Consider the following 24,534-nt stretch of genomic DNA (forward strand, 5'->3'; position numbering starts at 1 on the left):
GGACATTCGGTCAACCTCCGCCCCCATGTAACAGTAGAACACCGCCCGCGCCGGCTACGGGGCTCCCAATTAAAAGACAGGCCCACTCGATTGAGTGGGCCTTTTTTGTTTCTGCCAGTCAACGGGCTTCCTGAAAAGTGCAAAGCAAAAGAATCGTCTTCACGCAAAGTGCAAAACCTCACACCTGTCTTCCCGGAAAGTGCGCAGCACTTGTCCGGGATCTCAGCCAATCCACATGTTGAAGCCAATCAACCTGTTTGAGTAGATCCCGGCTCGAGGCCGGGATGACAGAGGTGCGCGCCGGGATGACAGATGTGCGGGCCGGAATGTCAGATGTATCAGTAAATACACCCGTCTTCCCGGAAAGTGCGCAGTACTTATCCGGGACCTCAGTCAAACTTCATGTTGCAGCCAAACAGCCTGTTTGAGTAGATCCCGGCTCAAGGCCGGGATGACAGATGTGTGGGCGGGATGACAGATGTACAGGCCGGGATGACAGAATGTTGAAAGCGGCTGGGATGGAGGATCCAAAGTAAATTCTTTGAATGATTCTCAAAACAACCCAATCTGCTGACTCGCCATCGAATCAAAGCTTTCGCCAATAGTGGGTAATATACTATCGGCGATGGGGCGGATTTGTTTCTCTATATAATGGTCATAGTCCAGTGGATGGGTTTGGTATTGAGTTACCTGCGGGCCTGCGGTTGTCATAACGTAATGGATAACCGTTCGCTTTTGATATTGAAGTGGCTTACCGGATCGGCGATTGTTTTCGTCGCCCTGGATCGCTGCTTTCACGTGAGGCGGTACTGACTTTGTGTATTCCGATAATGGCTTTCTTAGCTGACGGGTATAAACCAGTTGTTCATCACATTTAGCGTCTCGGATCGCATTAACGGTACTGCTGATGTAGTCGGCAACGGTTTCTCCGGCGAAAATCAATCTGTACAGTTTTTCCTGAAATGTTTTAGCCAGTTGCGTCCAGTCTGAGCGTACGTTTTCCAGTCCTTTGAAAATGAGCTGTTCTTTGCCATTTTTATGAGTAACACCGGCATAGCGTTTCTTACTACCGGCCTCAGAGCCTCGGATTGTTGGCATAAAAAACGTGCTAAAGTGCGTTTCGAATTCAATTTCCAGCGCGCACTGTAAACGGTGTTCTTCCTCAATTTTGTTCCGCCATCGCAAATTAATGTCGTCCTGCAAACGTTTGCCGATGGCATTGGCTTCTTCTTCATTCTGACATTGGGCCAAATGCACAAACGTCGAGTCTGTATCGCCGTAAATTACGTCGTAGCCGTATTCCTGAATCCACTTCGCAGTGGTTTGCATGATTTCATGGCCGCGCAAAGTGATAGAACTGGCAAGGCGAGGATCATAAAATGGACATCCACCACTGCCTAACACGCCATAAAATGAGTTCATTAAAATTTTGATAGCCTGAGAACGCGCCGCGTCTTTTTGGCGCTTGGCTTCATCCCGTTGGCGCCACAAACTACTGATAATGTCTGGCAGGAAGTGTTTTTCCCGGTGAAACATTGCACCTTTAAAGCCGGTTATCGCGTTATCCGGATGTTTTAGTCCTTCTACCAATCCCAATGGATCGATTTTGAAAGTACGGATAATAGACGGGTACAGACTTTTAAAATCCAGCACTAACACATGTCTGTACAGGCCAGGTTTCGAGTTCATTACATAACCGCCGGGACTTGCTAAGCCTCCATGTAGTGGGCGGTTTGGCGACACATAACCTGCGCGATGCAGCTTAGGTAAATATAAGTTAACAAACGACGCTACGGAACCACCAGGACGACCGATGCGCATGCCGGTTAATTCACTTCGAAGAATAAGAAAGTCGATAAGATTCACTTTGTCGGCAATTTCCAGTACTAACTGGCAATCTTCAAAGTTGTATTCGGCAAGGCTGGCTTTGTCTTCCCGAAACAGGCGCTTAATGGTGCCGAGTTTATCGGGATCATCTATGAGCTTTTGTTTGCCCAGAAGTTGCGTGGCAACATTGTCGAGGGAATAACTGTCGAACTGATAGGTCATGGTTTTCAGCCCTTCAATTCCATCTACAATCACTCTGCCAGGAATGTCCACATAAGCCCGGTTGTCCTCGAAGGTGCGCAAATCCAGGGCGGTATTTTCCCGTCCTACTGTGAGTAACACGCCACAGCGTTGAGCCGCTGCTTGCAGTACCGGAAAGTCGAATTGTTTTACATTCCAACCCAGAAAAATATCGGGATCTTCATGCTGCACAGTTTGAATAAAGGTGTTCAATAAATCTGTTTCGTGTGTGCACCAAACATACTCAAAACGGCCGTTATTTCCTTGAGTTGGCAGAGTGTGTGGCTGAGAGAACTGTTCGCAAACTGGCTCGTCAACTGGCTCGCTAACCGGATTGCCAATCATTAGCACCCGATTGCATTTATCAGACGCCAGTCCAATGGAAAATAGGTTTCCGCGCTCGTCGCATTCAATATCTATAGACATGACGTGAAGCGGGCAGCGATACTGCGCAGGTATTATTTTTACGTCTTCAACCACATGACTGTGTGAGGTGGCATATCCACGATAGTTTACGCCCAGCGTAACGAATCGTTCCATCAGGTAGCGATCCGGTGTTTTAATATCCGCTTCGTAAAGCGTTATTCCTTTCTCTGCCGCCAACTTACGCAATTGCTGTAACAGTCTGCTTTGACTGAGTTTTACGCTGGCTACCTGTTCATGGCCAAATGTGTTAAGGGCTATAGAAGATATGTTCACTGATACGCCAAGTGACGCGGCTATTGCTGCCAGCGCGCCACTGTCTTTTTGCGTCACAAAGCACACTGATGATTCAATCGGGCTGAGTAATTTTATCGGTCCGTTTTCGGTTGCCAACCATAACTCAATAAGCTCATGTTTACCCTGGAACAGGGTACGGGCAGTCAGGATGACGCCTTGTCCTGTTGTTACCTGACGAGTCATTCGGCAGTCTTCCGGTCGCGAAGTTTGGTGTAAAGGTATACGGGAAAGTTAGCGATAATCATTAGCGAAATAAATAGTCTCGGTGGCTGCTGACCAGGTTCTCAATGCTATACTGCTTGCCCGACAGTGTAACACGGTACACCAATGATAACGCTAACTTCACATCCAACACCGGCATCCGGCGAGTGGACTCTACTGAATGAGGGCCTTTGGTGGTTGCGCATGCCACTGCCGTTCGAACTCGACCACATCAACCTTTATGTGTTGGAAGACACGAATGGAATCGTTGTGGTGGATACCGGACTAAGCAGTCGCCGGAGTAAAGCAATTTGGCAGGCCTGTTTTGAGCAATTCAATAAACCATTATTAGCTGTGGTTGTTACACACATGCACCCGGATCATTGCGGCCTGGTCGGGTGGTTATGTCGTGAGTTTGATGTGCCTTTGTATATGAGTGCGCTGGAATATTTTGCCGCTCGCAGTATTTTTGGTCCTAACCCTGGCGCTGATCTCAACACCGATAAGCGCTATTTTCAGCGAGCGGGCGTTGAGCAATCCATTATTGATCAGCATGTTAAACCCCGGGAGTCGTATACCGAAGGTGTGGAGCCATTGCCTCTTGCTTTCCAACGATTAAAACACGGTGAAACGTTGCAGGTCGCGGGCAAATCCTGGCTGATCATGACGTTTGCTGGTCATTCGCCAGAGCATGTGTGTTTGTATAACTGCGAACAAAAGCTGCTTATTGGTGGTGATCAAATTCTGCCCCAGATCTCTCCTAACATTGGTGTATACAGTCAGGAACCAGAGGCGAATCCATTGGCTGAGTATTTTACGAGCCTTTCCGCTCTGGCTGAAATGCCCGCTGATACCTTGGTTTTGCCCTCACATAATGTGCCTTATATTGGTTTACCTCACAGAGCCGTTGAACTTCGCCAGCACCATCAGGCTCAACTGGATGCGCTGGAAACCTTTTGTGAAACGCCGCGTAGCTTAGTGGAATGCTTGCCTGTTATGTACAAACGCCCGTTAACCGGGCGACATATGTTTTTTGCGGTGGCTGAGTGTCTTTCACATCTTAACTACCTGATGTATGCCTCCCGCTTAGTGCGAACTGAATCAAACGCTGGCGTATATCTGTATCAGCGCTGTGAGTGAGATTGCTCCGGTTCAGGGCATGTTGATGCGGCCGTTTAACGACTAGCAATCAACCGATTAGCAGACTTCGCTTGCTCCAATAATAGCCTGTCATTCAGCGATTTTGCGTTCTCCCAGTTCAGGGTTGCCCAGGTTAGTGCCTGTTCTGGCTGTTCTGCCAGGTGCAGGTAATACAAGGCCACCTCTGCCGCATGGGTCGTATCATTGTGCAGCTCCCGCAACTGAACGCGCTGCGCCATTTTTTTAATCCACTTATCAGTGGTGCCCACCTGTTGTTCAGCCAATGCCAAATAAAGCAACATACTGTCGTTAGGTACAGCGATGTTTTCAATATAAGGGGATAGACGGGTAAGAATATCCTGGCCTTCACCCAGTGCTATTTTTGCTTTAGACCAGCTAGCCCAGGTACTTACAGGCCAATTTTTAAAATCGGTTTCCTCGCAATGCGTGATAGCTTGGGACGGTTGTTCAGCATACAGTGCCATATCAGCCAGCACCTCATTGAGCCAGGTTTGAACATTGATAGGAGCGCGAGCACTAAAGCGAGTCAGGTTAACCAGTTGCTTATAGTGTTCTGTCGATGGGGATTGTTGCATGCGAGCTTCCAGCAGACAGGTAGTCGCCACAATCAGATCAGTTTGCCCAACTAATCGCTCGCAAAGCTGAACGGCTATTTCAGCATTACCCTGATTCAAGGCGACGTTGGCAAGCAGTAATCTTGCCTGACTGTTCAGTGGGTTTGTTTCGAGTAGTAAATTTAACTGTACCTGCGCTTCAGCAAACCGATGTTCGTGTTGCAATAGCCTGGCATAGAACATTCTCTGTTTTGCTGATAGTGCTGTTTCTGCAGCGATATGTTCCAAATAGTCTAATACCGGCGTTAGCTGTCTGGCATCGAAGTCTGGGCGTGTGCTGTTATCCAGCAATTGTTCAATTTGCCGGGGGCTGTAGATTGTCTGTGCGGTGTTGTTAGTGTCGTCATGTTCATGAACATGAGCGAACGCAGTACCGATGGCCAAAATAAAGGCCGCAATAATGGTTATACACAAGGCAGTAAAGCTGCCTAGCAGTGAAAATGGAATAGCAAGCTTGTTCTTCATAAATCCACCTGGTAGAGGCCATCCCTGGCCCGTTGGTTAGTCTTGTATCAGATCATCAAAGTTGCCAGGATTATTGGCATCCTCAACATAGGCCCGACCATTCACGCTTACCGGTTCGTCTGTTGAATTCAGCGAAAATATGTTTCGAACTGAGTCGTTAAACGATACTTCGAGCGCTTCAACGGTAATATCAACAAACCCGGTCACCGCAAATGCGGTGCCGTCAGAAACGCTGTAACTAAAGCTGTCGCTGCCGGTGTATTCAGCTTGCGGTGTATAGGTAAATGCACCGGTAGCAGATAGCGAAAGTTCGCCGTACATTGGGCTGCTGACCAACTGATAGGTTAGCGAGTCGCCATCGGGGTCGGTTGCATTAAGCTGATCGTTAATAGTCACTTCAGCTTGAGTGGTTAATACAAGCGTACCTGCAACAGGTGCCCGGTTGGTGTCTTTGGCTACGTTGTCGTTGTCTGATGAGCCTGAACATCCGGTCAGCGCTATGGCGACAGCCAGCAAAGCATACTGATATCTACGCATAGTTATCTCCTTTATTCTGAACCTGGCAGTGGTGTAGCCAGATACGGGAAGCTGCTGTCCATCATTGAGGCATCCAACGGGGCGCCATCTGTAAAGGGGACGTTACCAACATTGGCATCTTCAGGGGCACACAACCCCAAATCGGTATCAACGCCGTTAACCGGAATGGGGTAACACAAGCGCCCCATTACAACCCGAAGTGCAATATCCACCACGTCATCACCCGGGCGGCGACCATTTGGGAATCCAGCAAGGTCATCGCCTGCCACACCAGCCCATGACTGCGCTTCTGCAGGGGTTGCCGGAATAGCGGTATTTAAACGTAGCATTTCCGATGGCGTAACGGTGGCCAGTTGGTTTACGCCCGGGAAGCCGGTCAGGAAAGCCGTTACCAAGTCTATTCTGGGAATATTGGTGGGCGCCAGTGTATCCAGATTTGCGCCCAGCGTAGTATTCACCGCATCCTTGAATAAGATATTAAGCAGCTCTGGCAGAGCGGGGTGCGTAACATAGTCGGCAAACTGTCCATCATCTTTTGGATGCGCTGTCGAGAACAGATCTTTGTCGCCAATGCCAATAACTAACTCATTAACCAGTGGGTTGCCTAAACGAGAAACCTGAGTCAGTGGTCCTTGCTGCACATCCGGCTTACTGAATGTAGCGTTGGGATTCAGAATGCGCGCCTGCGGTAAGCTGGCAGTGGTCCAGGTACCTATGGTGCCGTTACCGTCACCGGTGATACAACTGGCGTGAATCTCAAGGGCAATGCTGGTTACATTTTTGTCTGCGAGGTCATCATTGCTGGTATCTTGCGTAATGCCACCTGGAAAGCCGCCAGCATCATTGGCGCCCGGTGCACTGTCGCCTTCAACGGGCACGTAGTTAACCAGGTCGAAGGTTTTTCCAAGGTTTACAACGAAGGGATCCTTGCGTTGGCCTACGAATACTTTTGCTGGCATTTCACAGCCAGGAACGGCAACACTGTACACAAATTTGTTTGCGTATCGCGCATACTCCTGTGCTGAACTAAAGGTTTTGTTGCCAATATAATCCAGCGGCTTGGCAAAGCCCATGCTGCCATCTGCGCTCAGCATCGTTTTGGTGCCGGTGCGCATCGCACCTTCAATCATGGTGAAGTTGTAGGACTCTGAGAAGTTTGACGCACTCATGTCATCGGCGCTAATCGCACCCACATTCTTAAGCGGTACCTTCACTGTTCGCTGATTATCGGCAGGGCCAATATTCAGTGCAATACCTTCGTTATTGGCAGCCAGGTTAGATGTAAATTGCCAGGTAAAGGTAATGTCTTCCACGGCATCCCCATCGTTATCAATGTGGATGGCGTAAACCGCGGCAGGATCCATTGCAAAATAGTTAGGACCGCCGTAGGCGTCCTGCAGCGGAATGTAGTTTGCGATGAGCGTAACAAACCCCTCACGGCCATCTTCATAACTGTTAAAGGCATAAAAGTCAGTGCTGTCCAGGGCAGGCGAACGCGCAATGTTCGGCGCCTCACGGTGACTGGATGCGTTAGCAAGCGATGTTATCGCCAGACTGCTTAGTAGTATTGGCAAGCTTATTTTATTCATATCAATTCCCCATGTGGGTGAGTGTTGTCGTGAGTTCCATGAAGAAGTTAACAGCTGTGTATAGGTGAAAGTACGTAGTCAACTTCTCTTATTAAACCGTACGACTGAGGGATGCGAAGTGGATGCAGCAATGTTGCGAAATTATAAAAATATTTTTATGGGGGCGATTTTTCGGGGAAATACGCGGGCTTCCGGCTTTGAAAGCCCGCGTGAAATTACACTTTGGTAAGTGGTGAGATATAGAGTACTTCGGTAGGCGAACCGTTGGGCGAACCACCAAGTGGCTCAAGACTAACCGCCAGCGCGGATACTCCGGCTAACACTAATTGAGGCGGTCTGATTAACTGAATGTCACCGTTTTTGGGTAGCAAACCGAGTGATATCGGTGCGGTACCGTCACTGGGTACCATCCATAATTCGTAGTCCTTATTCACCTGAGGCAGCAAATTACTGGTTGCCCGGGTGAAAATGTGTGTATCCGACAGTTCAATTAACCATAGAGGCTGATGAGCCTGATCGGTGACCACTGCCACACTGGTTATCTCTGGCTCTACAACTGGCTTGGTAAAGGGTAACAGTAACACAAGCAGTAACACTGCCGCGGTGCTCAGACCCGCTAATACCTGCCAGAATTTGCCCGATGGCTTTTCTTTTATAAGTGGTACAACATTATCGGGTTTGTCTATCCATCCCAATTTTTGCTGAATGTTGGTCCACACGGCCGGTGGCGGTGTAACCGGTTTCAGGCCCTCACCCATACTGTTGAGGTGCTGCTCCCATAACCAGGTTGTTTCCCTGATAGTTTGGTTTTCCATCATGAGTGTTTCGTAACGTTGCCGGGCTTTACCTTTCAGGGTGCCCAGAACATATTCTGCCGCTAATGCGTTGCACAGTGTGTCTTTTGCGTAGTTCATAATGACAGGCACCTCTGTAAGCTTACCAGGCCTCTGCGGATCCAGCTTTTAATGGTGCCCAGAGGTGATGATAAATGTTCAACTACTTCCAGGTGTGATAGTCCGTTAAAATAAGCCAGGTGAATGGCTTGCCGCTGTTGAGTATCCAGTTCGTCAAGGCAGCCCTCAAGCTTTGGGTGTGAGAGCTTCGCCTCCAGTTCAAAATGATTGTCGTCATCTGAAGCCATGCTATCCGGCTCAGTATCATCTGTTTTGCGTATGCGTTGATATCGGAGCATGTCGAGCGCACGGTATCTGGCGATACTGATTATCCAGGTCAGTACGGTTCCTCGGGCCATCTGATAGCTTGCTGCGTTATGCCAGACTTTTATAAATGCGTCCTGTGTTGCCTCTTCGGCGAGTTCTCTGTGCCTGAGTAATTTGAGGACCACGGCAAATACCTGTGGACTGGCCGCTTTATACAGTTCGGCAAAGTCTTCTCTGCAGCCTTGTGCTGTTCCGCATAGTAGCGGAAAAAGTGTTTCTTGCTCCATAACAGCCTCTTGTTGTGCTTGCGTAAGCGTTCTTAATAATCATCAATAGCGTTGTTTGTAGATCGAATTCCACACATCCTGTGCATAAAAATCAGACGTACTACAGGGTTATAACGATTCAGGATGTTTACTGGATGCAGGATCGGAAGAAATAAGATCTGCCTGCTGTTCAGATAACGCAGGCAATAAAATTTCGATAACCGTTCCTTTGCCGGGTTTGCTGTTCGCCACCATTTTACCTTTGTGATTTTCTACCACGGTGTAGGCAACCGATAAACCCAGCCCTTGCCCTTGACCTTCCGGGCGAGTAGTGAAAAAAGGTTCAAAGATTCGGCCAAGGTGTTTTTCATTTATGCCGCAACCAGTGTCCAGAATTTTAATGTGCAGCATTTGACCGCGTTGTACAAAAGACAGCATGACCAACCCTTTATCACTAATCGACTGAGCGGCATTCATCAGCACATTGGTAAGCGCTTGTTTAAGGCTGGATGATTCGCAGTACCATTTTAAGTTTGCGGGCTCACATTGCACCTTGTAGGTGGGGGCTTTGTATTGTACGCCAATCAGCTGTACTAACTGTTTGGCCGTTTCATCCAGATTTAACAATCCCCAACCCGTTTGTGTGTCTTCGGCAAATGAACGTAACGTCGATACAATTTCCCTAACCCGTTTCAGGCCATCTTTCGATTCTTCAATCAGTGGCGCAATATCGTCGCTTACCAGGTCCACGTGATTGGTTTGTAGTATTTTGTCAAACGCACGCTTTAACTCGCCGTCGGAGTGGGCATCAATTAATTGGCGACTGGTTTCACAGGCGTGTAACAGGTGCTTAATGTATTGCTCAAGCGTATTCATGTTGGCTGTGATGAATCCCATGGGATTATTAATTTCATGGGCGATACCGGCAGCCAATTGTCCGGTAGAAGCCATTTTCTCTGCCTGGATCAGTTGCGCTTGTGCGCGATCCAGTTTGCGGATCAGTTTGCGTTGGGCCTCGTGTTCCGCTTTGAGCTCCTCGGCTAATTGCGCCTGTGCTTTAAAGTAGCTGGCCTGCGCGGTGACATCCTGAATTAAAATACAGGCGCATAGCTTGTCTGTGTCGGGGTCTTTATGCGGCACAATCTCCATATTTTGCACCATTTGCGTTTCTTCACCGGTAATCGGACGGCTGCTTTTGAATGGGAAAATATGCGGTCGTTGTTCCCAATAGCTAAAGCTCGGATGTTTTAAAACGAAAACCGACTTAATTCGTCGTTTGAGGAACTTAATTTGTTCGGGAAACACGTCGTCTAAGGTTCTGCCCAGTGCATTGTCGCGAATGTCAGGGGGCATGCGATCTAAAAAAAACGCGTTCAGATAAGTGATAGTGTAATTTTCGTCAACTAAACAAATCCCAATGGGGAGTTTGTTAAGCAAAGGGTTGTCCATGACCCGCTAGCCCAAAAGCTCGTCGATGGTGGAAGTGAGCGTATTTAAAGAGGCGTCGTCCAGGCAAAAAACTACCCGCATAGTGAAAGACGAAATCTGAATATCGAATTTTACTTCCATCACCAGGCTGTGTTGCCAGCCAAGTTGTTTAAAATCGTGTTTTTCCGGGTGAAACAGGGTGGGCATTTGCAAATTGGTGGAGAGTTCCAATTGCTCCGACAGGCCCGACAAACAGGCGCCTGCCAGAATGTTACAAAGTTCCAGAATGGTTTCTTCAATGTCGCTTTCAGACAAGGGGTGCTCGTATTCCATTAACTCGGCCACTTCGGCAAGTCCCGACTGCGACAGAATAGACATTACCTCGCCGTGAATATTACCCATAAATGACTGGCGCGTGTAATAGGCTTCCTGATTGTGCCTTACCATATCAAACAGTTGTTCCGGGGTGACGGCAGTTATGTTGGGAATCGATATGCCAATTTTGGTTTCGATTAAGTGGGCAAGGCTATTGGCAGCCTGGCCCATGGAAATGTTCATAAGCTCTTGCAGGGCATCCCGTTGGTCTTCGTTAAAAGCAATTGCATCGTTCATAGATAACCTAACTCAAAAAGCGTCATGGCCAGCTCTTCTTTGTCGAGTGGCTTGCGAAGAAACTTCTTGGCACCCAACGACATTACAATGCGCTGTTTTTCAGGCTGAAAATCGGCGCTGATCACAATGACGCTGGGCGTCTGTGGCTGACTGGACAGGAACTCCAACACGCCAACGCCATCAATTTCCGGCATGGTTAAATCGAGTAGCAACAACTGAAATGGCTGTGCAGACAGCAGGTCTATAGCCTCTTTGCCGTTTGAGGCTTCCTCTATGTTAACGTCCAATTCTGGCGGAAGCGCGCGTATTACGCTTCGCCGTGATAGCTTTGAATCATCTGCTACCAGTACCGATAAACTCATGCAGCACTCCGGGGCCTATTCGTTAACCTAAGTATTTGTCATTTTCATAATCCTGCAAGTGATCTTGGAGTAATTATGAAAATTTACTGCTCACAAGTAACTTGTCAGGCATCGGGCTCAATGTATTGCGACAAATGTGACTATTGGCTATTTTATGGTAATCCGCCACATGTTATGTATGAGCCTGTATACCTGAGTATCAGGCGAAATAAGAGGTGATTCAAAGTACGAAAAAGCGGAGTACCCCGGGATTATCCGCCCCGGGGTAGGTTTAGACTACTGATGACGTTGTATAAATTCTACGAGTTTTTCGCCATTGAGTATTTTGAAGTTTTGCGGCGCGGCCGGCATGACATTTCGCCCGTCCTGCACAACCAGCATGCCCATGGGGTAGTCGTCTCCTAAAGCGTGTGAAGTCACCGCTAGACCGTCTGTTTCCGATACGCCATCTATGCCTGCCACATGGTTAATTGCTATACCAAAAGTGCCGAGCAGGCGATGATTATCGTCCAGTGCGTAAACCGCAAATCGGCTGTTGCCCTGACTGGACACGATCAGGTAACGCTGATTGTTAAAACGATAGATGTCCATTCCTTCGATATCAGCGTGTACTTGCGCGTTGGTACCTGCAATTAACTCCGGTGATGCGCCGACAGTTGTCAGGTGGCGCATCCAGATGCCCGTTGATTCCTCGCCATAGTAAAGAGTGCTGGTGGCATCGTCTATCACGCAGCCCTCTGGCTGGCTGGGCAGGGTAAATTCGCTAACAAGCTGCGCGCTTGCATGGGAGTTTTCTATTGTTAGTGCATAGTGTTCAAATCGACCATCCGTATCGTTAACCACAACCTGCAATCTGTTGTTAATGACACCCGTACACAAACCATACACGTCCGACAATCTGGTGGGCAGATTGTCCAGCAAGGCTACCGAACCTTGTTGATTAATCGAGAAAACAGACAGCGACTGCGATGATCGATTACTTGCCACGGCAATATCGACCATGTCGTGGCCGCTGGCAATACCTTGTCGTACATCTACATTATTTACCCGGCCAACCGGTAAGCTTTGCTGCAAAGTACCATCAAGGCTATATACGTTGAGACCAAATTTTTTGTCGGTACCCAGGATGAGGCTGTCTGCCGGCGCTTGAGTATTTATCCAGAACGCCGGATCATCGGCGGCATCGCCATAACGGTTCACCGGCGTGGTTTGGGCATCTGCGGTTAACATGTCGGTGCGAGAAACCACTTCACGTGTTACGGGATCCCCCGGTAAATCTAACGAAAACAGGGTGTTACTTGCCTCATCGTAGATGCCTGCGATTAGACCCTGCTCCGTAGAGGCAACACGGATACTCTTGAGTTCCCACTGTGCTTCAACCGGCCATGCGGTGTTATTATCGCTTCGTTGGTGAATAACCGGCTCACTGGTTGCCACCGCGAAATACCGCCCGTCGGGCAGTGCCGAAACAGATTCAATCTCTGGCGTGTTAGGGAAGTAATCCAGTATTCGTCCATTTTCGCCTTCAGAATCGGCTTCATACTGCCAAATACCTATTTCTTCTTCGGCCAGATAGAGCGTTGCTGTGTCGTCTGCCACACTACACGAGGAAATGTTGGGCCCAATCATCAGGGTGCGAACATCTGCTATTTGCCAATTCGACGGAGATAACTGCAATAGCGAGTGAGTCAGCAATCCGCGGGCATCGGTGCTAAACAAAAAGTAATGCTCGCCTGATTGTTGCAGGCAAACCGTTTCGCGATCAGCAATGTCTGACGGCACCTGCAATTGTGAGGTGAATTGGCCGGTGTGGGTATCCAGAGTCAGCAGGTGCAAAGCTGTGGTGTTATTGTCCAGGGCCGCGATTAACAGGGTGTCGTTGTTAAGCCAGCGCCAGTCAGCCTGGCTAATATGACCTTGCCATTGATGTTGCGATTGAAAGTCTGGTGTCAGCCAGGTCAGGCCGCTTTGTTCGCTGGTTACCAGCCACCCCTCGAGTACATTATTGGCAACCGGTAACAGGCTTTCACCTTTCACTGGTACCGCGTTAAATACAATTGGATTGGCCTGCTCTACCAGAGCGGGTGTCTCGGCGGTGACTGTGCAGCCGGTGAGCAGCAACCCAAAGGTCAGCGTTAATAAGGCTAATTTCATTGGGTAACTCCCTTGTGCGGCTGTAACGAGTAGTGGTAAATCACCTTGCCGTGATCATCAATAAACTGAATGAGTGTTTCCCGGGCATTAATACTGACTGCCGCAAAACCGGCGCTTGACGCGGCGAAGCGGGTAAATTCATGCTGGCCGGTGGGACGAACTTCTGACCCCGCGCCTGAAACGAAATGGGCCATGTGTTTACCCATCGGTTGATTGTGCTGTAAGTCGTGTTCGTGTCCGGCAAAGTAAGCGTCCACCTTGTATTGTTCCAACAGGGGTTCCAGCACTGAGCGTATGGCGTCATTTTTGCCGTATCGTTTACCACTTGAGTACAATGGGTGATGCGCAATAACAAAAGTCCAGGTGGCGTCCTTGTGTTCCTCCAGTTGCTGGTGCAACCAGGTTAATTGTGCGGTGGCGTCCTGTTCTTGTGTTTCGGCGTATTTGGTATCGTGCTGATAGTCTGGATTCAGCGGGCTGGTATCCAAAAAAAGTAGGTGAACGGTGGCACCGTCTTCCAGCGTTTTCATCATGCTGTAGTACTGTGCAGGCATATTCCAGCGGCGGCTTTTGGCACTGTATTCAATTTGTGCTTGCCAGTTTCCGCGGTAGTCATGGTTGCCAAGCACGACATACCAGTCTTTAAATAAATGCGGGCCGTGATAGATCTGCTCAAAGGAGGTTTGCCAGAAGGGATCGTCTATCGAGGCAATGCCGTTGTCGTAAAAGTTGTCGCCGGTTGAGACTATCATGTCGGCGTCAAACTGGTAGGCAGCGATGTCCATCCAGCGGGCAACGTCACGCTGGGCAAAATGGCCATTGCGTCCCCAATCGCCCACGACCAGCCAATTCCAGCTTTTGTCTGCTACTTGTTGATGTGCGGTGGCAATAGTGTGTTGCTGATAATACGCTTCGTTATAGACATCTGTTGCCAGGGAGGCTGCGGAAAACGCTAAACATGCTACGCCCCATAAAACCTGTATTTTCATTTTTTACCTTAGGTGTTGCTGTGTTGCTGTCCGGCCGGGCCCGAGCCCGTAAGCCGGACAGTTAAAACGGAGTGTGGGCGCACGTTTTATTGAGTACGCCCACACTGTGCTGTGGCTTATAACTGCCAGTTAAAGCCCAGTTCAAAGGTGCGGCCATATTCTTCAAACTGCGCGTTTTGATTGCGCTGATCAAAATAGTGGTAGTACGGTTCGTTATTTATGTTGATGGCATTGAAATACACAGTGACATCTTCGTTTACGAAGTACTTGCCGGTAAAATCGAACTGTTGGTGAGCGTCTTCCATGCGGATCATGTCACCATCGATCTCTTCCAGGTTTTTGCTCTTGTAAGCCATAGTTAATCGCAGGCTGAAATTGTTGGCCTCGTATCCCACGGTCAGGTTACCTACGGTGTCTGACTGGTTGGGCAAACTGGTTTTATAGCGCTCGCCGTCCAGTAATGTCGTCGCATCCGAGTCAGAGAAGGTGCCGTTGGCCGACAATAATAATCCATTGTCGAACGCTTTCACCCAGGACAGCTCCAGGCCCAGTAGGTCTGCACTTTCGCCATTAAGTGGCTGAATCACTTCATCAAAGCCTTCCCAGCCACTGGTGCCTGCAACATTGGCGTAGATTACGAAATTGTCGATTTGCTTATAGAATAAGCCCGCAGACAACACGCCGATGTCGCCTGGGTAGTATTCCACAGACAAGTCGTAGTTAGTTGCTTCGTAGGGCAACAGAGAGGGATTGCCTACTTCCGCTTCGCGTTCGGTAACAAATTCACCGTCGTCTTCTTCCGTTTTACTTTCAATAATCTGATAAGCCGCTGATTCTTCAAAGCGCGGACGAGAAATGGTTTGAGTAAACGCGGCACGCAGGATCAACTGGTCTGAAACGGTGTATTTTGCGTTTATACTGGGCAGGAAGTAATCGTATGAACGATCAGCCTGCCAGGGGGTATTTACCACTTCTTCTACGTCGTTTTGTTCGTCTTCAACCAGTTCAACGCGCATACCTGCGGTATCAAAATCCGTGTTTTCATAACGTACACCTGCCACAATATGCCACTGCTCAATGTCGAAGGTACCCATGAAATACGCCGCGAAGATATCTTCGTTGGTGTTATATGATGCTCCGTTAGACTCAAGTTCTGAGTCCAGCTCAGCCAATTCCAGTGCGCTGCGGTGTTGATTAAAGTAACTGCGCAGTGTTGAGCGATTCAGGCCCGGGCCGAAGTTGCCCAGTCCCCAATCGGGCTCACCGGCGGCAAACTGAGTTGGGTCTACGCCGTCAAAATCGCCGTCGTAAATGTAAATATTGCTGTCGACCTTTTTACTGCGCTGACGCAGCTTGAAACCGGCTTTCAGTTCGCTCAGGTAAGGATCATTGGCGAATGAACGTGTGATGTTCGCCTGAATACTGTGCTCAGTATCCTGAGTGTAGTTGTCTTCAAAACTGATTTCGTCCAGCTCGTAGGTGCTGAGATCATTCACATCTGCATTGTAGGACAGAGAGGGAATCTGGCGCATCAGGTCGCCATCCACGCTGCTGTTTTCTGTTACCAGCGTAAAATACAGCGCATTAGGCTCATCTTCGTCAGATTTCGCATAGCCTGCCTGATAGTCAAAAAACCACTCGCCGCGGCTGTGTTCACCGCCCAGTGCGGCGGTAAAAATAGATTGTGATTCATAGCGGTCTTTAGAATCGCGCTCAACTTCTGAGTCTTCGCCGTCGAGCACAAAGGTATTGCGCTGGCGGTATTCAGTGTCTGAGAATTCACTGAACAGGGTGCGCAGGTAATACTGGTTGTTAAAATCGGGGCGATAGTCCAGGTTTAACGCTGCGCCCAAGCGCTCGCGGGTTATGGTGTAGTGGCGTTGCTCGATTTCATCGTCGGCATTGGATTCAATATTGTCTGATCCAAAGTCGCGTTCAAAGTAACTCAGTGCAGCGGCAACACCAAAAGTGTCATCCCACAGGTTAGTGTAGGTTGCCGAGGCTTTGGGGCTCAGTTCGTCGCGCAATTGGTTTTGGCTCACTTGTGCGCTTAGGGTGGCCGTTTGGCCTTTGCGGTCGAACGCACTGACACTTTTTACTTCAATGGCACCACCGATGGCATCGGCGTCCATATCCGCAGTAACCGATTTAGACACTTCCAGGGTTTGAATCAGCTCTGATGGGATAACGTCCAGTGCAACAGACCGCACACCGGCTTCGGGAGAAGGAATGTTCAAGCCGTTAATCGTTACGTTATTCAGGTTAGGATCGATACCGCGTATGCCTACAAACCGGCCTTCGCCCTGGTCCCGCTCTATGGATAAGCCCGGCAGGCGTTGCAACGATTCCGCTGCGTTTTGATCCGGGAACTGACCAATTGCATCCGCCGATACAATCGACTTGATGTTGTCGGCCATACGTTGTTGGTTAATTGCACTGGCTTGTCCACTGCGTTGCCCGCGTACCATCACTTCTTCGAGTGCGTCGTCTTTGGCTTCCAGTGTGATCGCCGGGACCATGTTTTCCCCTGCAACAAGTGACACAGCCTGAGTAACGGGCTTGGTGCCCAAGTAAGTCACTACCAGTGTGTAATTACCCTCCGGCAGGTTGGAAAACCGAAAGGTACCGTCCCGGCGGGAATACGTTACTTTATCAAGCTCTTTTATTTCGATTTTTGCGCCGGCAAAAACACGGTCCTGCTGAACGTTGGTAAGTTGACCGATAAGGCCAGCGTTATCCGCGGCAACCGAAGCTGTGGCCGCAAAGAGTGTTCCCACTGCAACCGCGATCTGTGAAATTCTCATAGTCATGTGCGTTCTCATTGATGAAGTGTTAAACACCAACCTCATGCATGGGTTGGTGTGTATGAATGCGTGCTGTGGCTAAGGTAGAAATCAAAAATGACAGTTCTGTGAAACACACCGAGATGTTTTGGCGATAACAGCTAAAAATCCTATCAATTTGGCTGAATTCCAAAAACAATGAGCCCAAATGACCCCCTTCTAAATTATTGATTATTAATAGCTACTCGCTTTTTTAACCGTTGCTGAGCCCCTCGATATCACAGTAATGTCATATTTGTGAGCCAGAATGACCCCTGTGATTTGTGCAATAGCATTTACGCTGTGGTACGTGTTTTATTGTTACTGCAGAAAGTAGGAACTACCGAATGAACTTCAGTTTATTGTTTCGACACCAGGGGCTGCTTGCCTTTGAACTGGTGATATTAACCCTGGCTGTTGCCCTGTGTTCACTGCATGGCGAACTTAAGCCTATCAGCAGCGTTGAATGGCTGGATGTGGTGGGCGAGGGAAGTGTGTGCTTGCTAACCTTATGTTGGATCCTGGCTGTGATGATGAGCAGACCCCCGGGGCAAGTTACGTCATTATTGGCAATCGGGCTGTCTTTGTTCAGCTTTTCCGCACTGTTAGACGTGATCGATGAGTTTATGCATTACAGTAATGCGGCAACCTGGTTAAGCCTGGTGGAATCTATTCCGGCAGCCGTGGGCATGATCGTGATGAGTTATGCGTTGTACCTCTGGCATCAGGAGCAACTGGCGCTAAACAGGCAGTTGCAGCGCAGAGAACTTTGGTATCGCAGCCACGAGCAAATTGATGTAATCACGCAATTGTACCGTGCGGATTACTGGCGTGACAGGGCAACCGCTTTACAGGAGCAGGGCCTTGACGCTTCTGTAGTCGTATTAGACATCAATGATTTTTCTGAGTTTAACCTGCGTTATGGTCATCAGGAAGGTGATCGCTTTTTGCGTGAAATTTCCCAGCTTATCGTGATGAATTTACGTGCTGTGGATCTGGCCTGTCGTTACGCTGGCGACCGATTTGTGATCCTGTTACCGGATACCGGATTAACTGAAGCCCGCGAATTGGCTAGCCAACTAGAGCGAAGCATTCGCAACGTCGCGTTCAAAAGTGGCGGGCAAACAACCGCAATTTTCCATTCGGTTCGCAGTGCCTGCGCGCGGTTACAGCACCAGGGTACCCTGTCTGAGTTGATGTCAGGATTAAACCGGCAATTAGACGAAACGTCTCAGCAGGTGGCGTAAGCAAGTGCGCAAAATGGTTTGCTTGTCAGAAGTGAAAGTATGATGCATCGCTTGTGCTCAGGTTCAGGGTTTGCACCGCTGCTTACGCTTAACGACAAGGTGTTGCCAGGGCGTCAGATTGCGGCCAGCTTAGTCTCTGTCGCCGTCGCCCGTGGGGCACCGGAGTATAAGATATTGCGCGGCACGGGGATCTTCGCCGACGATCTGGTGAGTAACAACGCTTTAAGTTGCCGGCAAATTCAAAAACTCGCCGCTAACGCACAGCAATACGCAAAAGGCTATGATGTCTCGTTTCGTTTTGGGCAACAGTTGGTAACAGGACACATGCATGATGTGCTGCCGTATTTCCTGCATGCCCGACATTTTGGGCAATGCATCAGGGCTTTGCCAGTACTGCAAACCCTTGTTAGTCCGTTTGTGTCGGCGCAACGCTATCAGGATGATGTGAACGAGTATTATCTGCTCCAGGATGCTATGGGCAGCGGTAAGCAATTTGTTTTTATGGTTGAAGCTTATTGTGCAGCGCTGGTGGCGCTGGCTAAACTGTGTACCGGGAAGCGCCTGCCGTTCCATTTTGACTTTCCATTCGGACGACCCCGGCATATTCAGGAGTACGAAGCGCATCTTGGTTTCAGACTTAAATTTAACCAGCCGATGTTTGCGATCAGAATAGAAAAATCCGCGTTGCGTGTACCCTGTTTACAGGCCAGTTCGATGCTCAATGCTTATGCTCGTCATCGCCTTTTGCGGCAACGCATTTACCGAATGGGGTTACTCGATAACGTCAGGTCATTGCTTAACGCAAATGCTGCACTTACGCTCCCCGAGGCTGCGAGCCAATTGGCATTGAGTTCGTCTTCGCTGAAGCGAAAATTGGCCGAACATCACACCAGTTTTACTGAACTGCACGACAGTATTCGCCGGCAACAGGCTATCTTTTACTTACAAGTACAAAAGCTGAATAACGAGCAAAGTGCACTGAAGATGGCCTTTACCGACATTACGAACTTCAGGCGTGCGGTAAAACGCTGGACAGGCTTGACACCCAGTGAATTGCGGCAAGTCTGACATGGAGCTTTTGTGCTAAATGACATGAATGTGCAATAAAAAAGGCCGCGTGATGCGGCCTTTGACTTCCTGTCGTCTTGTACTGTCCAAGGGACTCGTTCGAATGCCGTTAGGCTTTCATTAATTTGTACATTTCATCCAGTGCTTTTGGCATTGCTGCGGCGTATTTCTTAACATCTTCGATACGGCCGGTACTGACGCGTGACCATTGTTGATAAGTACGGTACTGACCGCGAATCAATACGTCCTGCTGCTCCATGGCTTTGCGGAACGCATTGGCATCACCGTCGTCACCCAGGTTTACAAATACGAAGTTGGTGGTAGAAGGCAGCGCAGTCAGGCCATTGGCTTTTACGGCCGACATAATGATCTCACGGCCTTCTTTCACTTTGTCGCGGGAGAAGGTTTTAAAGGCTTCATCATTGTAGCTGGCAATGGCTGCGGCTAAGCCAGCCTGGTTGATTGAGTATCCACCCAGACCATACTTGTTGATAAACTCCATGTTTTCTTCGCTGCCCAGCATGTAGCCAACACGCATACCAGCCAACCCGTAGATTTTAGAGAAGGTGCGGGCAACAATGATGTTGTGACCTTCGTTGATCAGCGGGATCATGGAGTGTTTAGGACCATCTTCGATTAGTTCGTTGTAGGCCTCATCAACCAGTACCAGCGTTTTCTTGGATGCCTTGATACAGAACTCGCGAAGCTTCACCGGATCCAGAATTTTGCCGGTTGGGTTATTTGGATTACACACGTGTACCATGGCGATCTCAGGCGTGATCGCGTTATAAAGTGCATCAAGATCAATATCCAGTGCTGCGGTATTGGGCACGCGAACGATCTCCGGGCCACCCTGACGGATTGGCGCCATTGACGTGGTATCCCAGAATAAATCCGGGCCCAGGATCTTGCCTTTGCTGGTGGCTGCAAAAGCGGCGAAAGCCAGAATTAAGCTGGATCCCGCGGTAATTGACACGTTTTCTGGTTTCAAACCATTTGATTCTGCCAGCATGTCACGCAGGTACATCGCAGCGCGATACGCATAATAAGCGCCGCCGTCTTTACTGGCCTCGGCAATGGCTTTCAATGCCAGATCGCTTGGGCCGTAAGGGTTTTCGTTGGCGTTAAGTTTAGCAACGCCAGGCGTTGGTCCATACATAATGTTAGGCGCCTGCATGGTTTTCGCCGATGCCAGACCGGCGGGGGTAATAATACCTGCCGCGCCTGCCGCTGAGGCAGCTAATGAACCGCCCAGAAATAGTCTTCTTGATGGGTTATATGTCATGTGTTGTTCCTCTAAATTGAGTGTGGCCGGTTATAATGCTTTACTAAACATGGCAATGGACACTATTACCAGATAAACGCCAAACAAGCGCTTTAGCATTTTTTCGCTGAAACTATGCGCCATCGAAGCTCCAATCGGCGCAGTCATAATTGATCCCACGCTAATGGCCACCAGTGCAGGTAAATTAATGTACCCAACAGTGCCCAATGGCATGGTTTCGGGACTGGCGTTCTTCATGAATAAAAATCCAATTGCGCCAGGCAGGCCGATGAGCACACCAACACCTGCTGCGGTAGCAACAGCCTGTTGAATTGTGCGTCGGCACATGACCATAGTAATCACCGTAGGGGTGCCCCCACCGATCCCCAGCAAGGCTGAAAATCCACCAATTACAAAGGCCAGAATGGCTTTCCCAGGACCGGTAGGCATAGAGAAAGACATACCCGGACGAACCACATAATCCGGGAATAAAAAGTAAATCGAATACAGCAATACACCTGCTGCAAATACGATAGTTAATCCACCACTGCTGGTGTGGTTGGCAATGACCACACCGCTCAGCACGCCAAGTACAATCCAGATAAACCAGGACTTGAGCATCTCAAAATCCACTGCACCACGTTTCTTGTGTGCAAGGACTGAACGAGCACTGGAAATCACAATGGAGGCCAGGGAGGTCCCGATTGCAACTTTCACTAACTCATCAGAGGCTGGGGTGAAAAAAGGAAAAACTGCGAGAAGGGCAGGTACGACGACAAAACCTCCGCCATTGCCAAAAAGGCCGGATGTAATGCCTGCGACTGCGCCCGCAACGCACAAAGTGAGGACGAACCAGACGAGTTCAATCTCCATAACAACAGTGCTCCACTTGTTAAATAAAAATTCGATTTTTTGTAATATTTATAAAGTAGAAAGTATAATTTTTTGGGCGGTTTGTCGCGTGGATCGCGATGAGTTACCCGATACAGACGACCAGCCTTTCGGCTGGTCGTAATCGGGTTAGATCATCATAATGAAGCGCATCTTAGAACGTTGCGTTCAGCTTCATGTAGTAGTATCCACCTTGCCAGTCAACGATAGAGTCTGAGCGGTAGATTCGACCACAGCAAGTTTCACCCATCGCATCAGTACCTGGATCAGGGTAGTTGTCGAACAGGTTACGCGCACCCAGAGACACCGACAGTGTTTCGTTAATGAAGTAAGTGCCCTCTAAGTCAAACATGTACTCTGGATCCCATTCCTGGATTACTGCCAGAGAGCTGCTTGCTGCGTTTTCATAACCACCGTAGTAGCTCACGCGACCAGTAACGGAGAAGTCATCCATTGTGTGTTTAACCGAGAATACGCCACGGGTTTCTGGTGTGCCGTTTTCGAAGTCGAAACGGTCTTCTGCGTTAAACAGATCACCCGGGTCGCCGTCGAATTCGTTAGTGCCGTAGTTGAATGACGCCGTGATCATGGTGTCACCGTACTCAGATTCCATGCTGTAGGTAGCAACGATGTCCACACCTTCGGTTACGGTATCAAATGCGTTCTGGAAGAAGAACACACCGCCGATAGTGTTTGCACCTACTACACCAGCCTCTTCAAGTGCCAGGTAGTTGTCGTATGCGCTTCCTGAGGTTGGATCAGTTGATACATCCAGAGTTGAAATCGCGTTAACACGGTCTTCCAGCAGAATGTGGTAGTAGTCAATTGTCAGGGTCAGGCTGTCATACTCAGCGGTCATACCAAACGTAAAGTTGGTAGAGGTTTCAGGCTTGAGGATGTCTGCACCAAGCGCCTGTGCAACAACGCTGTTGGCCGGGAACAAACCAGTAGCAACCGGGAAGCCGTTTGGTAAGCGGGTAGATACGTTTGTGGTACCTTGCTGACCCGGAGTTGGGGCGCGGAAACCTGTGCCGTAAGAAGAACGCAATGCGATTTCTTCGGTTAACTGGTAAATACCTGCAATCTTGTAAACCACTTCTGAACCAAAGTCAGAGTAATCTTCGTAACGGATCGCCGCCTGCGCAAACAATGATTCAGTTAAATCACCAGAAATATCAGCATAAACCGCATAAGAGTCACGCTCGTAAGTACCGATGAATTCGTCTGAATAGCCAGGGAAACCGTTAGAGCCTACACCAACCGCGGTATATACCGGGTCACTTGAGTCGCTACAATCCAGACCATTAGCAATAGCGGTTGCAACCTGGGCGTCGGTAGCTAAACCAAAACCGTTGTCTACGCGTGAACACAGACCGTATGGATCAGGGATTGAGTGTGGGCCTACTGCATAAGAGGCTTCGTCACCCTGAGAAATCTCGTAAGATTCTTCCATGTAGCTGGCACCAAATGCCAGAATATACTCTGCCAGGTCATAGGTGAAATCAGCCTGGAATTGCAATTCGTCGTTGCTCAGGTCTCCGGGGTGGAATTTAGTTGGCGATGCACTACCCATTGACGGGTTGATGGTGTTAGCCAGCGTGTAGGAAATTTCGTTGTAGCCGTAACGACCACTTACGTCATAACCCAGTGAACCTGCGGTTCCTTTGATACCGGCGGCAAAAGAGTAGTCTGTGATGTCACCGAAGAAGCGAGGAGTAAAGCCGCCTGGGAATTTTTCCAGTGGTGAGTAAATGGTGCCGTCAATTTCACGCAGATCTTCGATCGTGCCGTTGCCTGGGTAACGATAGAAGAATGAACCGTCGCCTTCACTTTCTGAGTAGTTAGCAAAGCTGTAAAGCTCCATTTCACCAGACAGCGCATAACCTGCGTTCAGGAATACCTTAGCACCGCTGTAGTTCGGTTGGCCCCATGGCTGAACCGCGCCGTCAGTACCGTGAACTGATTTACCCATTGCTTCAGCAGCTGCAATGTACTCATCTGACTGGTCATCTACACAGAACCAGCTTTCACAGTACTGTTCGTTGCGGTAAGTGGCTTCTGAATCGGTGATTTCTGCCGAAACACTCAGGAAGCCGTCATCACCCAGCGAGAAACCTTTGTTACCGCTGATGGTGTATTGCTGGCCGTCGCCTTCATAGTACTGGCCGGCATCCAGCGACAGTGAACCGCCTTCGGCGTTGTTCTTGAGCTGGAAGTTGATTACCCCGGCGATCGCATCTGAACCGTATTGAGCGGCAGCGCCGTCACGCAGTACTTCAACACTGCCAAGCGCGGCAGCAGGAATCGTTGCCAGATCAGGACCCTGTGTACCAGAGCCACCGATTTGAACCAATGCCGCACGGTGGCGACGTTTGCCGTTTACCAGTACCAGTGTTTTGTCGGTTGGCAGGCCACGCAGTGACGCCGGACGAATAAAGGTACCACCATCAGAAATCGGCTGACGGCTGAGTGTGTAAGAGGGAACCAGCGTCATCATGATGTCGTTCATATCTGATGAAGCTACGCCGTTAATGTCGTCGGCAGTCAAAACGTCTACCGGAACAGGTGAGCTGGTTACCGAGCGGGGAGCACCACGAGCACCCACAACCGCGATTTTTTCAACGTTCTCTTCAGCTGCTTCTTCTGCTAATGCAGAGGTTGCCACTGTCATCGAAAGTGAGTAGCCGGCAAGACCTGCCAGTACTGCTGCATGTAATTTATTGAGTTTCATCATGTGTTCCCTAAATTGCCATATTGCTATGATCTTTTAAGGTGCAAGCGCGCAAGGCGTGAAATCACGCTAATGGCTAAAATTGCCCCAAAATGGTACGCGTAAGCACCAAACTTAAACATTTCTTGAGCTTAGTGAGGACGACAACACGCGCCATCGTCTGTAATGAGACTAAGAAAAGAGCAC

General features: G+C 49.2%; 19 protein-coding genes. 4 read left to right on the forward strand and 15 right to left on the reverse strand.

Going from position 1 to position 24,534, the window contains the following annotated elements:
• On the forward strand, positions 1 to 261 hold a 261-nt coding region (locus tag FJ444_RS21520), incomplete at its 5' end, for a hypothetical protein (RefSeq protein ID WP_219993929.1).
• A gap of 291 nt (positions 262 to 552) precedes the next feature.
• On the opposite strand, the gene FJ444_RS19845 is transcribed toward FJ444_RS21520, so the two are convergent.
• On the reverse strand, positions 553 to 2,970 hold the full coding sequence (locus tag FJ444_RS19845; RefSeq protein WP_140961417.1) for a DNA polymerase II: 2,418 nt from the start codon (positions 2,968 to 2,970) through the stop codon (positions 553 to 555).
• Between the two features lie 144 nt (positions 2,971 to 3,114).
• On the opposite strand from FJ444_RS19845, the gene FJ444_RS19850 reads away from it, so the two are divergent.
• Entirely contained in the window at positions 3,115 to 4,128 is a 1,014-nt protein-coding gene (locus tag FJ444_RS19850; protein ID WP_140961419.1) for an MBL fold metallo-hydrolase, read from the forward strand.
• Positions 4,129 to 4,163: 35 nt separating this feature from the next.
• Here the strand turns inward: FJ444_RS19850 and FJ444_RS19855 are convergent, their stop codons facing one another.
• From FJ444_RS19855 to FJ444_RS19905, 11 genes are all read right to left on the reverse strand, one after another.
• A complete protein-coding gene (locus FJ444_RS19855) occupies positions 4,164 to 5,228 on the reverse strand; it encodes a lipopolysaccharide assembly protein LapB (RefSeq protein ID WP_140961421.1) in 1,065 nt (354 codons plus the stop codon).
• Between the two features lie 36 nt (positions 5,229 to 5,264).
• Positions 5,265 to 5,765 carry an Ig-like domain-containing protein gene (locus FJ444_RS19860; protein WP_140961423.1) on the reverse strand — a complete coding sequence of 167 codons (501 nt, stop codon included), beginning with the start codon at positions 5,763 to 5,765 and terminating at the stop codon, positions 5,265 to 5,267.
• Between the two features lie 11 nt (positions 5,766 to 5,776).
• Positions 5,777 to 7,354 carry a DUF4331 domain-containing protein gene (locus FJ444_RS19865; RefSeq protein ID WP_140961425.1) on the reverse strand — a complete coding sequence of 526 codons (1,578 nt, stop codon included), beginning with the start codon at positions 7,352 to 7,354 and terminating at the stop codon, positions 5,777 to 5,779.
• A gap of 215 nt (positions 7,355 to 7,569) precedes the next feature.
• Positions 7,570 to 8,268 carry an anti-sigma factor domain-containing protein gene (locus FJ444_RS19870; protein ID WP_140961427.1) on the reverse strand — a complete coding sequence of 233 codons (699 nt, stop codon included), beginning with the start codon at positions 8,266 to 8,268 and terminating at the stop codon, positions 7,570 to 7,572.
• Positions 8,265 to 8,801, reverse strand: coding sequence for a sigma-70 family RNA polymerase sigma factor (locus FJ444_RS19875; protein WP_140961429.1), 537 nt, complete (start codon positions 8,799 to 8,801; stop codon positions 8,265 to 8,267). The genes FJ444_RS19870 and FJ444_RS19875 overlap by 4 nt, the downstream gene beginning before the upstream one ends.
• 108 nt (positions 8,802 to 8,909) lie before the next feature.
• Complete coding sequence (locus FJ444_RS19880; protein WP_255439356.1) at positions 8,910 to 10,217, reverse strand: ATP-binding protein; 1,308 nt, start codon at positions 10,215 to 10,217, stop codon at positions 8,910 to 8,912.
• A gap of 18 nt (positions 10,218 to 10,235) precedes the next feature.
• Entirely contained in the window at positions 10,236 to 10,820 is a 585-nt protein-coding gene (locus tag FJ444_RS19885; protein ID WP_140961433.1) for a chemotaxis protein CheX, read from the reverse strand.
• On the reverse strand, positions 10,817 to 11,182 hold the full coding sequence (locus FJ444_RS19890; protein WP_140961435.1) for a response regulator: 366 nt from the start codon (positions 11,180 to 11,182) through the stop codon (positions 10,817 to 10,819). Before FJ444_RS19890 ends, FJ444_RS19885 begins: the two co-directional genes overlap by 4 nt.
• Positions 11,183 to 11,458: 276 nt before the next feature.
• Positions 11,459 to 13,336: a phytase gene (locus FJ444_RS19895; protein WP_140961437.1), complete on the reverse strand. Its 1,878-nt coding sequence runs from the start codon at positions 13,334 to 13,336 to the stop codon at positions 11,459 to 11,461.
• Positions 13,333 to 14,325, reverse strand: a complete 993-nt coding sequence (locus FJ444_RS19900; RefSeq protein ID WP_140961439.1) for a metallophosphoesterase — start codon at positions 14,323 to 14,325, stop codon at positions 13,333 to 13,335. Before FJ444_RS19900 ends, FJ444_RS19895 begins: the two co-directional genes overlap by 4 nt.
• Positions 14,326 to 14,441: 116 nt before the next feature.
• Complete coding sequence (locus FJ444_RS19905; protein WP_140961441.1) at positions 14,442 to 17,135, reverse strand: TonB-dependent receptor; 2,694 nt, start codon at positions 17,133 to 17,135, stop codon at positions 14,442 to 14,444.
• 359 nt (positions 17,136 to 17,494) lie between these two features.
• On the opposite strand from FJ444_RS19905, the gene FJ444_RS19910 reads away from it, so the two are divergent.
• Both FJ444_RS19910 and FJ444_RS19915 read left to right on the forward strand, forming a co-directional pair.
• Positions 17,495 to 18,394, forward strand: coding sequence for a GGDEF domain-containing protein (locus tag FJ444_RS19910; protein ID WP_140961443.1), 900 nt, complete (start codon positions 17,495 to 17,497; stop codon positions 18,392 to 18,394).
• 39 nt (positions 18,395 to 18,433) lie between these two features.
• Positions 18,434 to 19,462, forward strand: coding sequence for an AraC family transcriptional regulator ligand-binding domain-containing protein (locus FJ444_RS19915; RefSeq protein ID WP_140961445.1), 1,029 nt, complete (start codon positions 18,434 to 18,436; stop codon positions 19,460 to 19,462).
• Between the two features lie 109 nt (positions 19,463 to 19,571).
• Here FJ444_RS19915 and FJ444_RS19920 read toward each other — a convergent pair whose 3' ends face one another.
• The 3 genes from FJ444_RS19920 to FJ444_RS19930 form a co-directional block, all read right to left on the reverse strand.
• A complete protein-coding gene (locus FJ444_RS19920) occupies positions 19,572 to 20,747 on the reverse strand; it encodes a histidinol-phosphate transaminase (RefSeq protein WP_140961447.1) in 1,176 nt (391 codons plus the stop codon).
• Between the two features lie 30 nt (positions 20,748 to 20,777).
• Positions 20,778 to 21,599: a sulfite exporter TauE/SafE family protein gene (locus FJ444_RS19925; protein ID WP_140961449.1), complete on the reverse strand. Its 822-nt coding sequence runs from the start codon at positions 21,597 to 21,599 to the stop codon at positions 20,778 to 20,780.
• Between the two features lie 172 nt (positions 21,600 to 21,771).
• Entirely contained in the window at positions 21,772 to 24,348 is a 2,577-nt protein-coding gene (locus FJ444_RS19930; RefSeq protein ID WP_181405246.1) for a TonB-dependent siderophore receptor, read from the reverse strand.
• Positions 24,349 to 24,534 lie beyond the last annotated feature (186 nt).

The organism is Aestuariibacter sp. GS-14 (genome assembly GCF_006494365.1).
Lineage (GTDB): Bacteria > Pseudomonadota > Gammaproteobacteria > Enterobacterales > Alteromonadaceae > Alteromonas > Alteromonas mangrovi.

Bases quoted from the DNA above. Each gene is read 5' to 3' on its own strand.
- FJ444_RS19900 (WP_140961439.1), bottom strand. From the start codon at position 14,325: ATGAAAATACAGGTTTTATGGGGCGTAGCATGTTTAGCGTTTTCCGCA.
- FJ444_RS19930 (WP_181405246.1), bottom strand. From the start codon at position 24,348: ATGAAACTCAATAAATTACATGCAGCAGTACTGGCAGGTCTTGCCGGC.
- FJ444_RS19915 (WP_140961445.1), top strand. From the start codon at position 18,434: ATGATGCATCGCTTGTGCTCAGGTTCAGGGTTTGCACCGCTGCTTACG.
- FJ444_RS19865 (WP_140961425.1), bottom strand. From the start codon at position 7,354: ATGAATAAAATAAGCTTGCCAATACTACTAAGCAGTCTGGCGATAACA.
- FJ444_RS19890 (WP_140961435.1), bottom strand. From the start codon at position 11,182: ATGAGTTTATCGGTACTGGTAGCAGATGATTCAAAGCTATCACGGCGA.
- FJ444_RS19850 (WP_140961419.1), top strand. From the start codon at position 3,115: ATGATAACGCTAACTTCACATCCAACACCGGCATCCGGCGAGTGGACT.
- FJ444_RS19870 (WP_140961427.1), bottom strand. From the start codon at position 8,268: ATGAACTACGCAAAAGACACACTGTGCAACGCATTAGCGGCAGAATAT.
- FJ444_RS19905 (WP_140961441.1), bottom strand. From the start codon at position 17,135: ATGACTATGAGAATTTCACAGATCGCGGTTGCAGTGGGAACACTCTTT.
- FJ444_RS19925 (WP_140961449.1), bottom strand. From the start codon at position 21,599: ATGGAGATTGAACTCGTCTGGTTCGTCCTCACTTTGTGCGTTGCGGGC.
- FJ444_RS19920 (WP_140961447.1), bottom strand. From the start codon at position 20,747: ATGACATATAACCCATCAAGAAGACTATTTCTGGGCGGTTCATTAGCT.
- FJ444_RS19855 (WP_140961421.1), bottom strand. From the start codon at position 5,228: ATGAAGAACAAGCTTGCTATTCCATTTTCACTGCTAGGCAGCTTTACT.
- FJ444_RS19895 (WP_140961437.1), bottom strand. From the start codon at position 13,336: ATGAAATTAGCCTTATTAACGCTGACCTTTGGGTTGCTGCTCACCGGC.
- FJ444_RS19875 (WP_140961429.1), bottom strand. From the start codon at position 8,801: ATGGAGCAAGAAACACTTTTTCCGCTACTATGCGGAACAGCACAAGGC.
- FJ444_RS19845 (WP_140961417.1), bottom strand. From the start codon at position 2,970: ATGACTCGTCAGGTAACAACAGGACAAGGCGTCATCCTGACTGCCCGT.
- FJ444_RS19885 (WP_140961433.1), bottom strand. From the start codon at position 10,820: ATGAACGATGCAATTGCTTTTAACGAAGACCAACGGGATGCCCTGCAA.
- FJ444_RS19910 (WP_140961443.1), top strand. From the start codon at position 17,495: ATGAACTTCAGTTTATTGTTTCGACACCAGGGGCTGCTTGCCTTTGAA.
- FJ444_RS19860 (WP_140961423.1), bottom strand. From the start codon at position 5,765: ATGCGTAGATATCAGTATGCTTTGCTGGCTGTCGCCATAGCGCTGACC.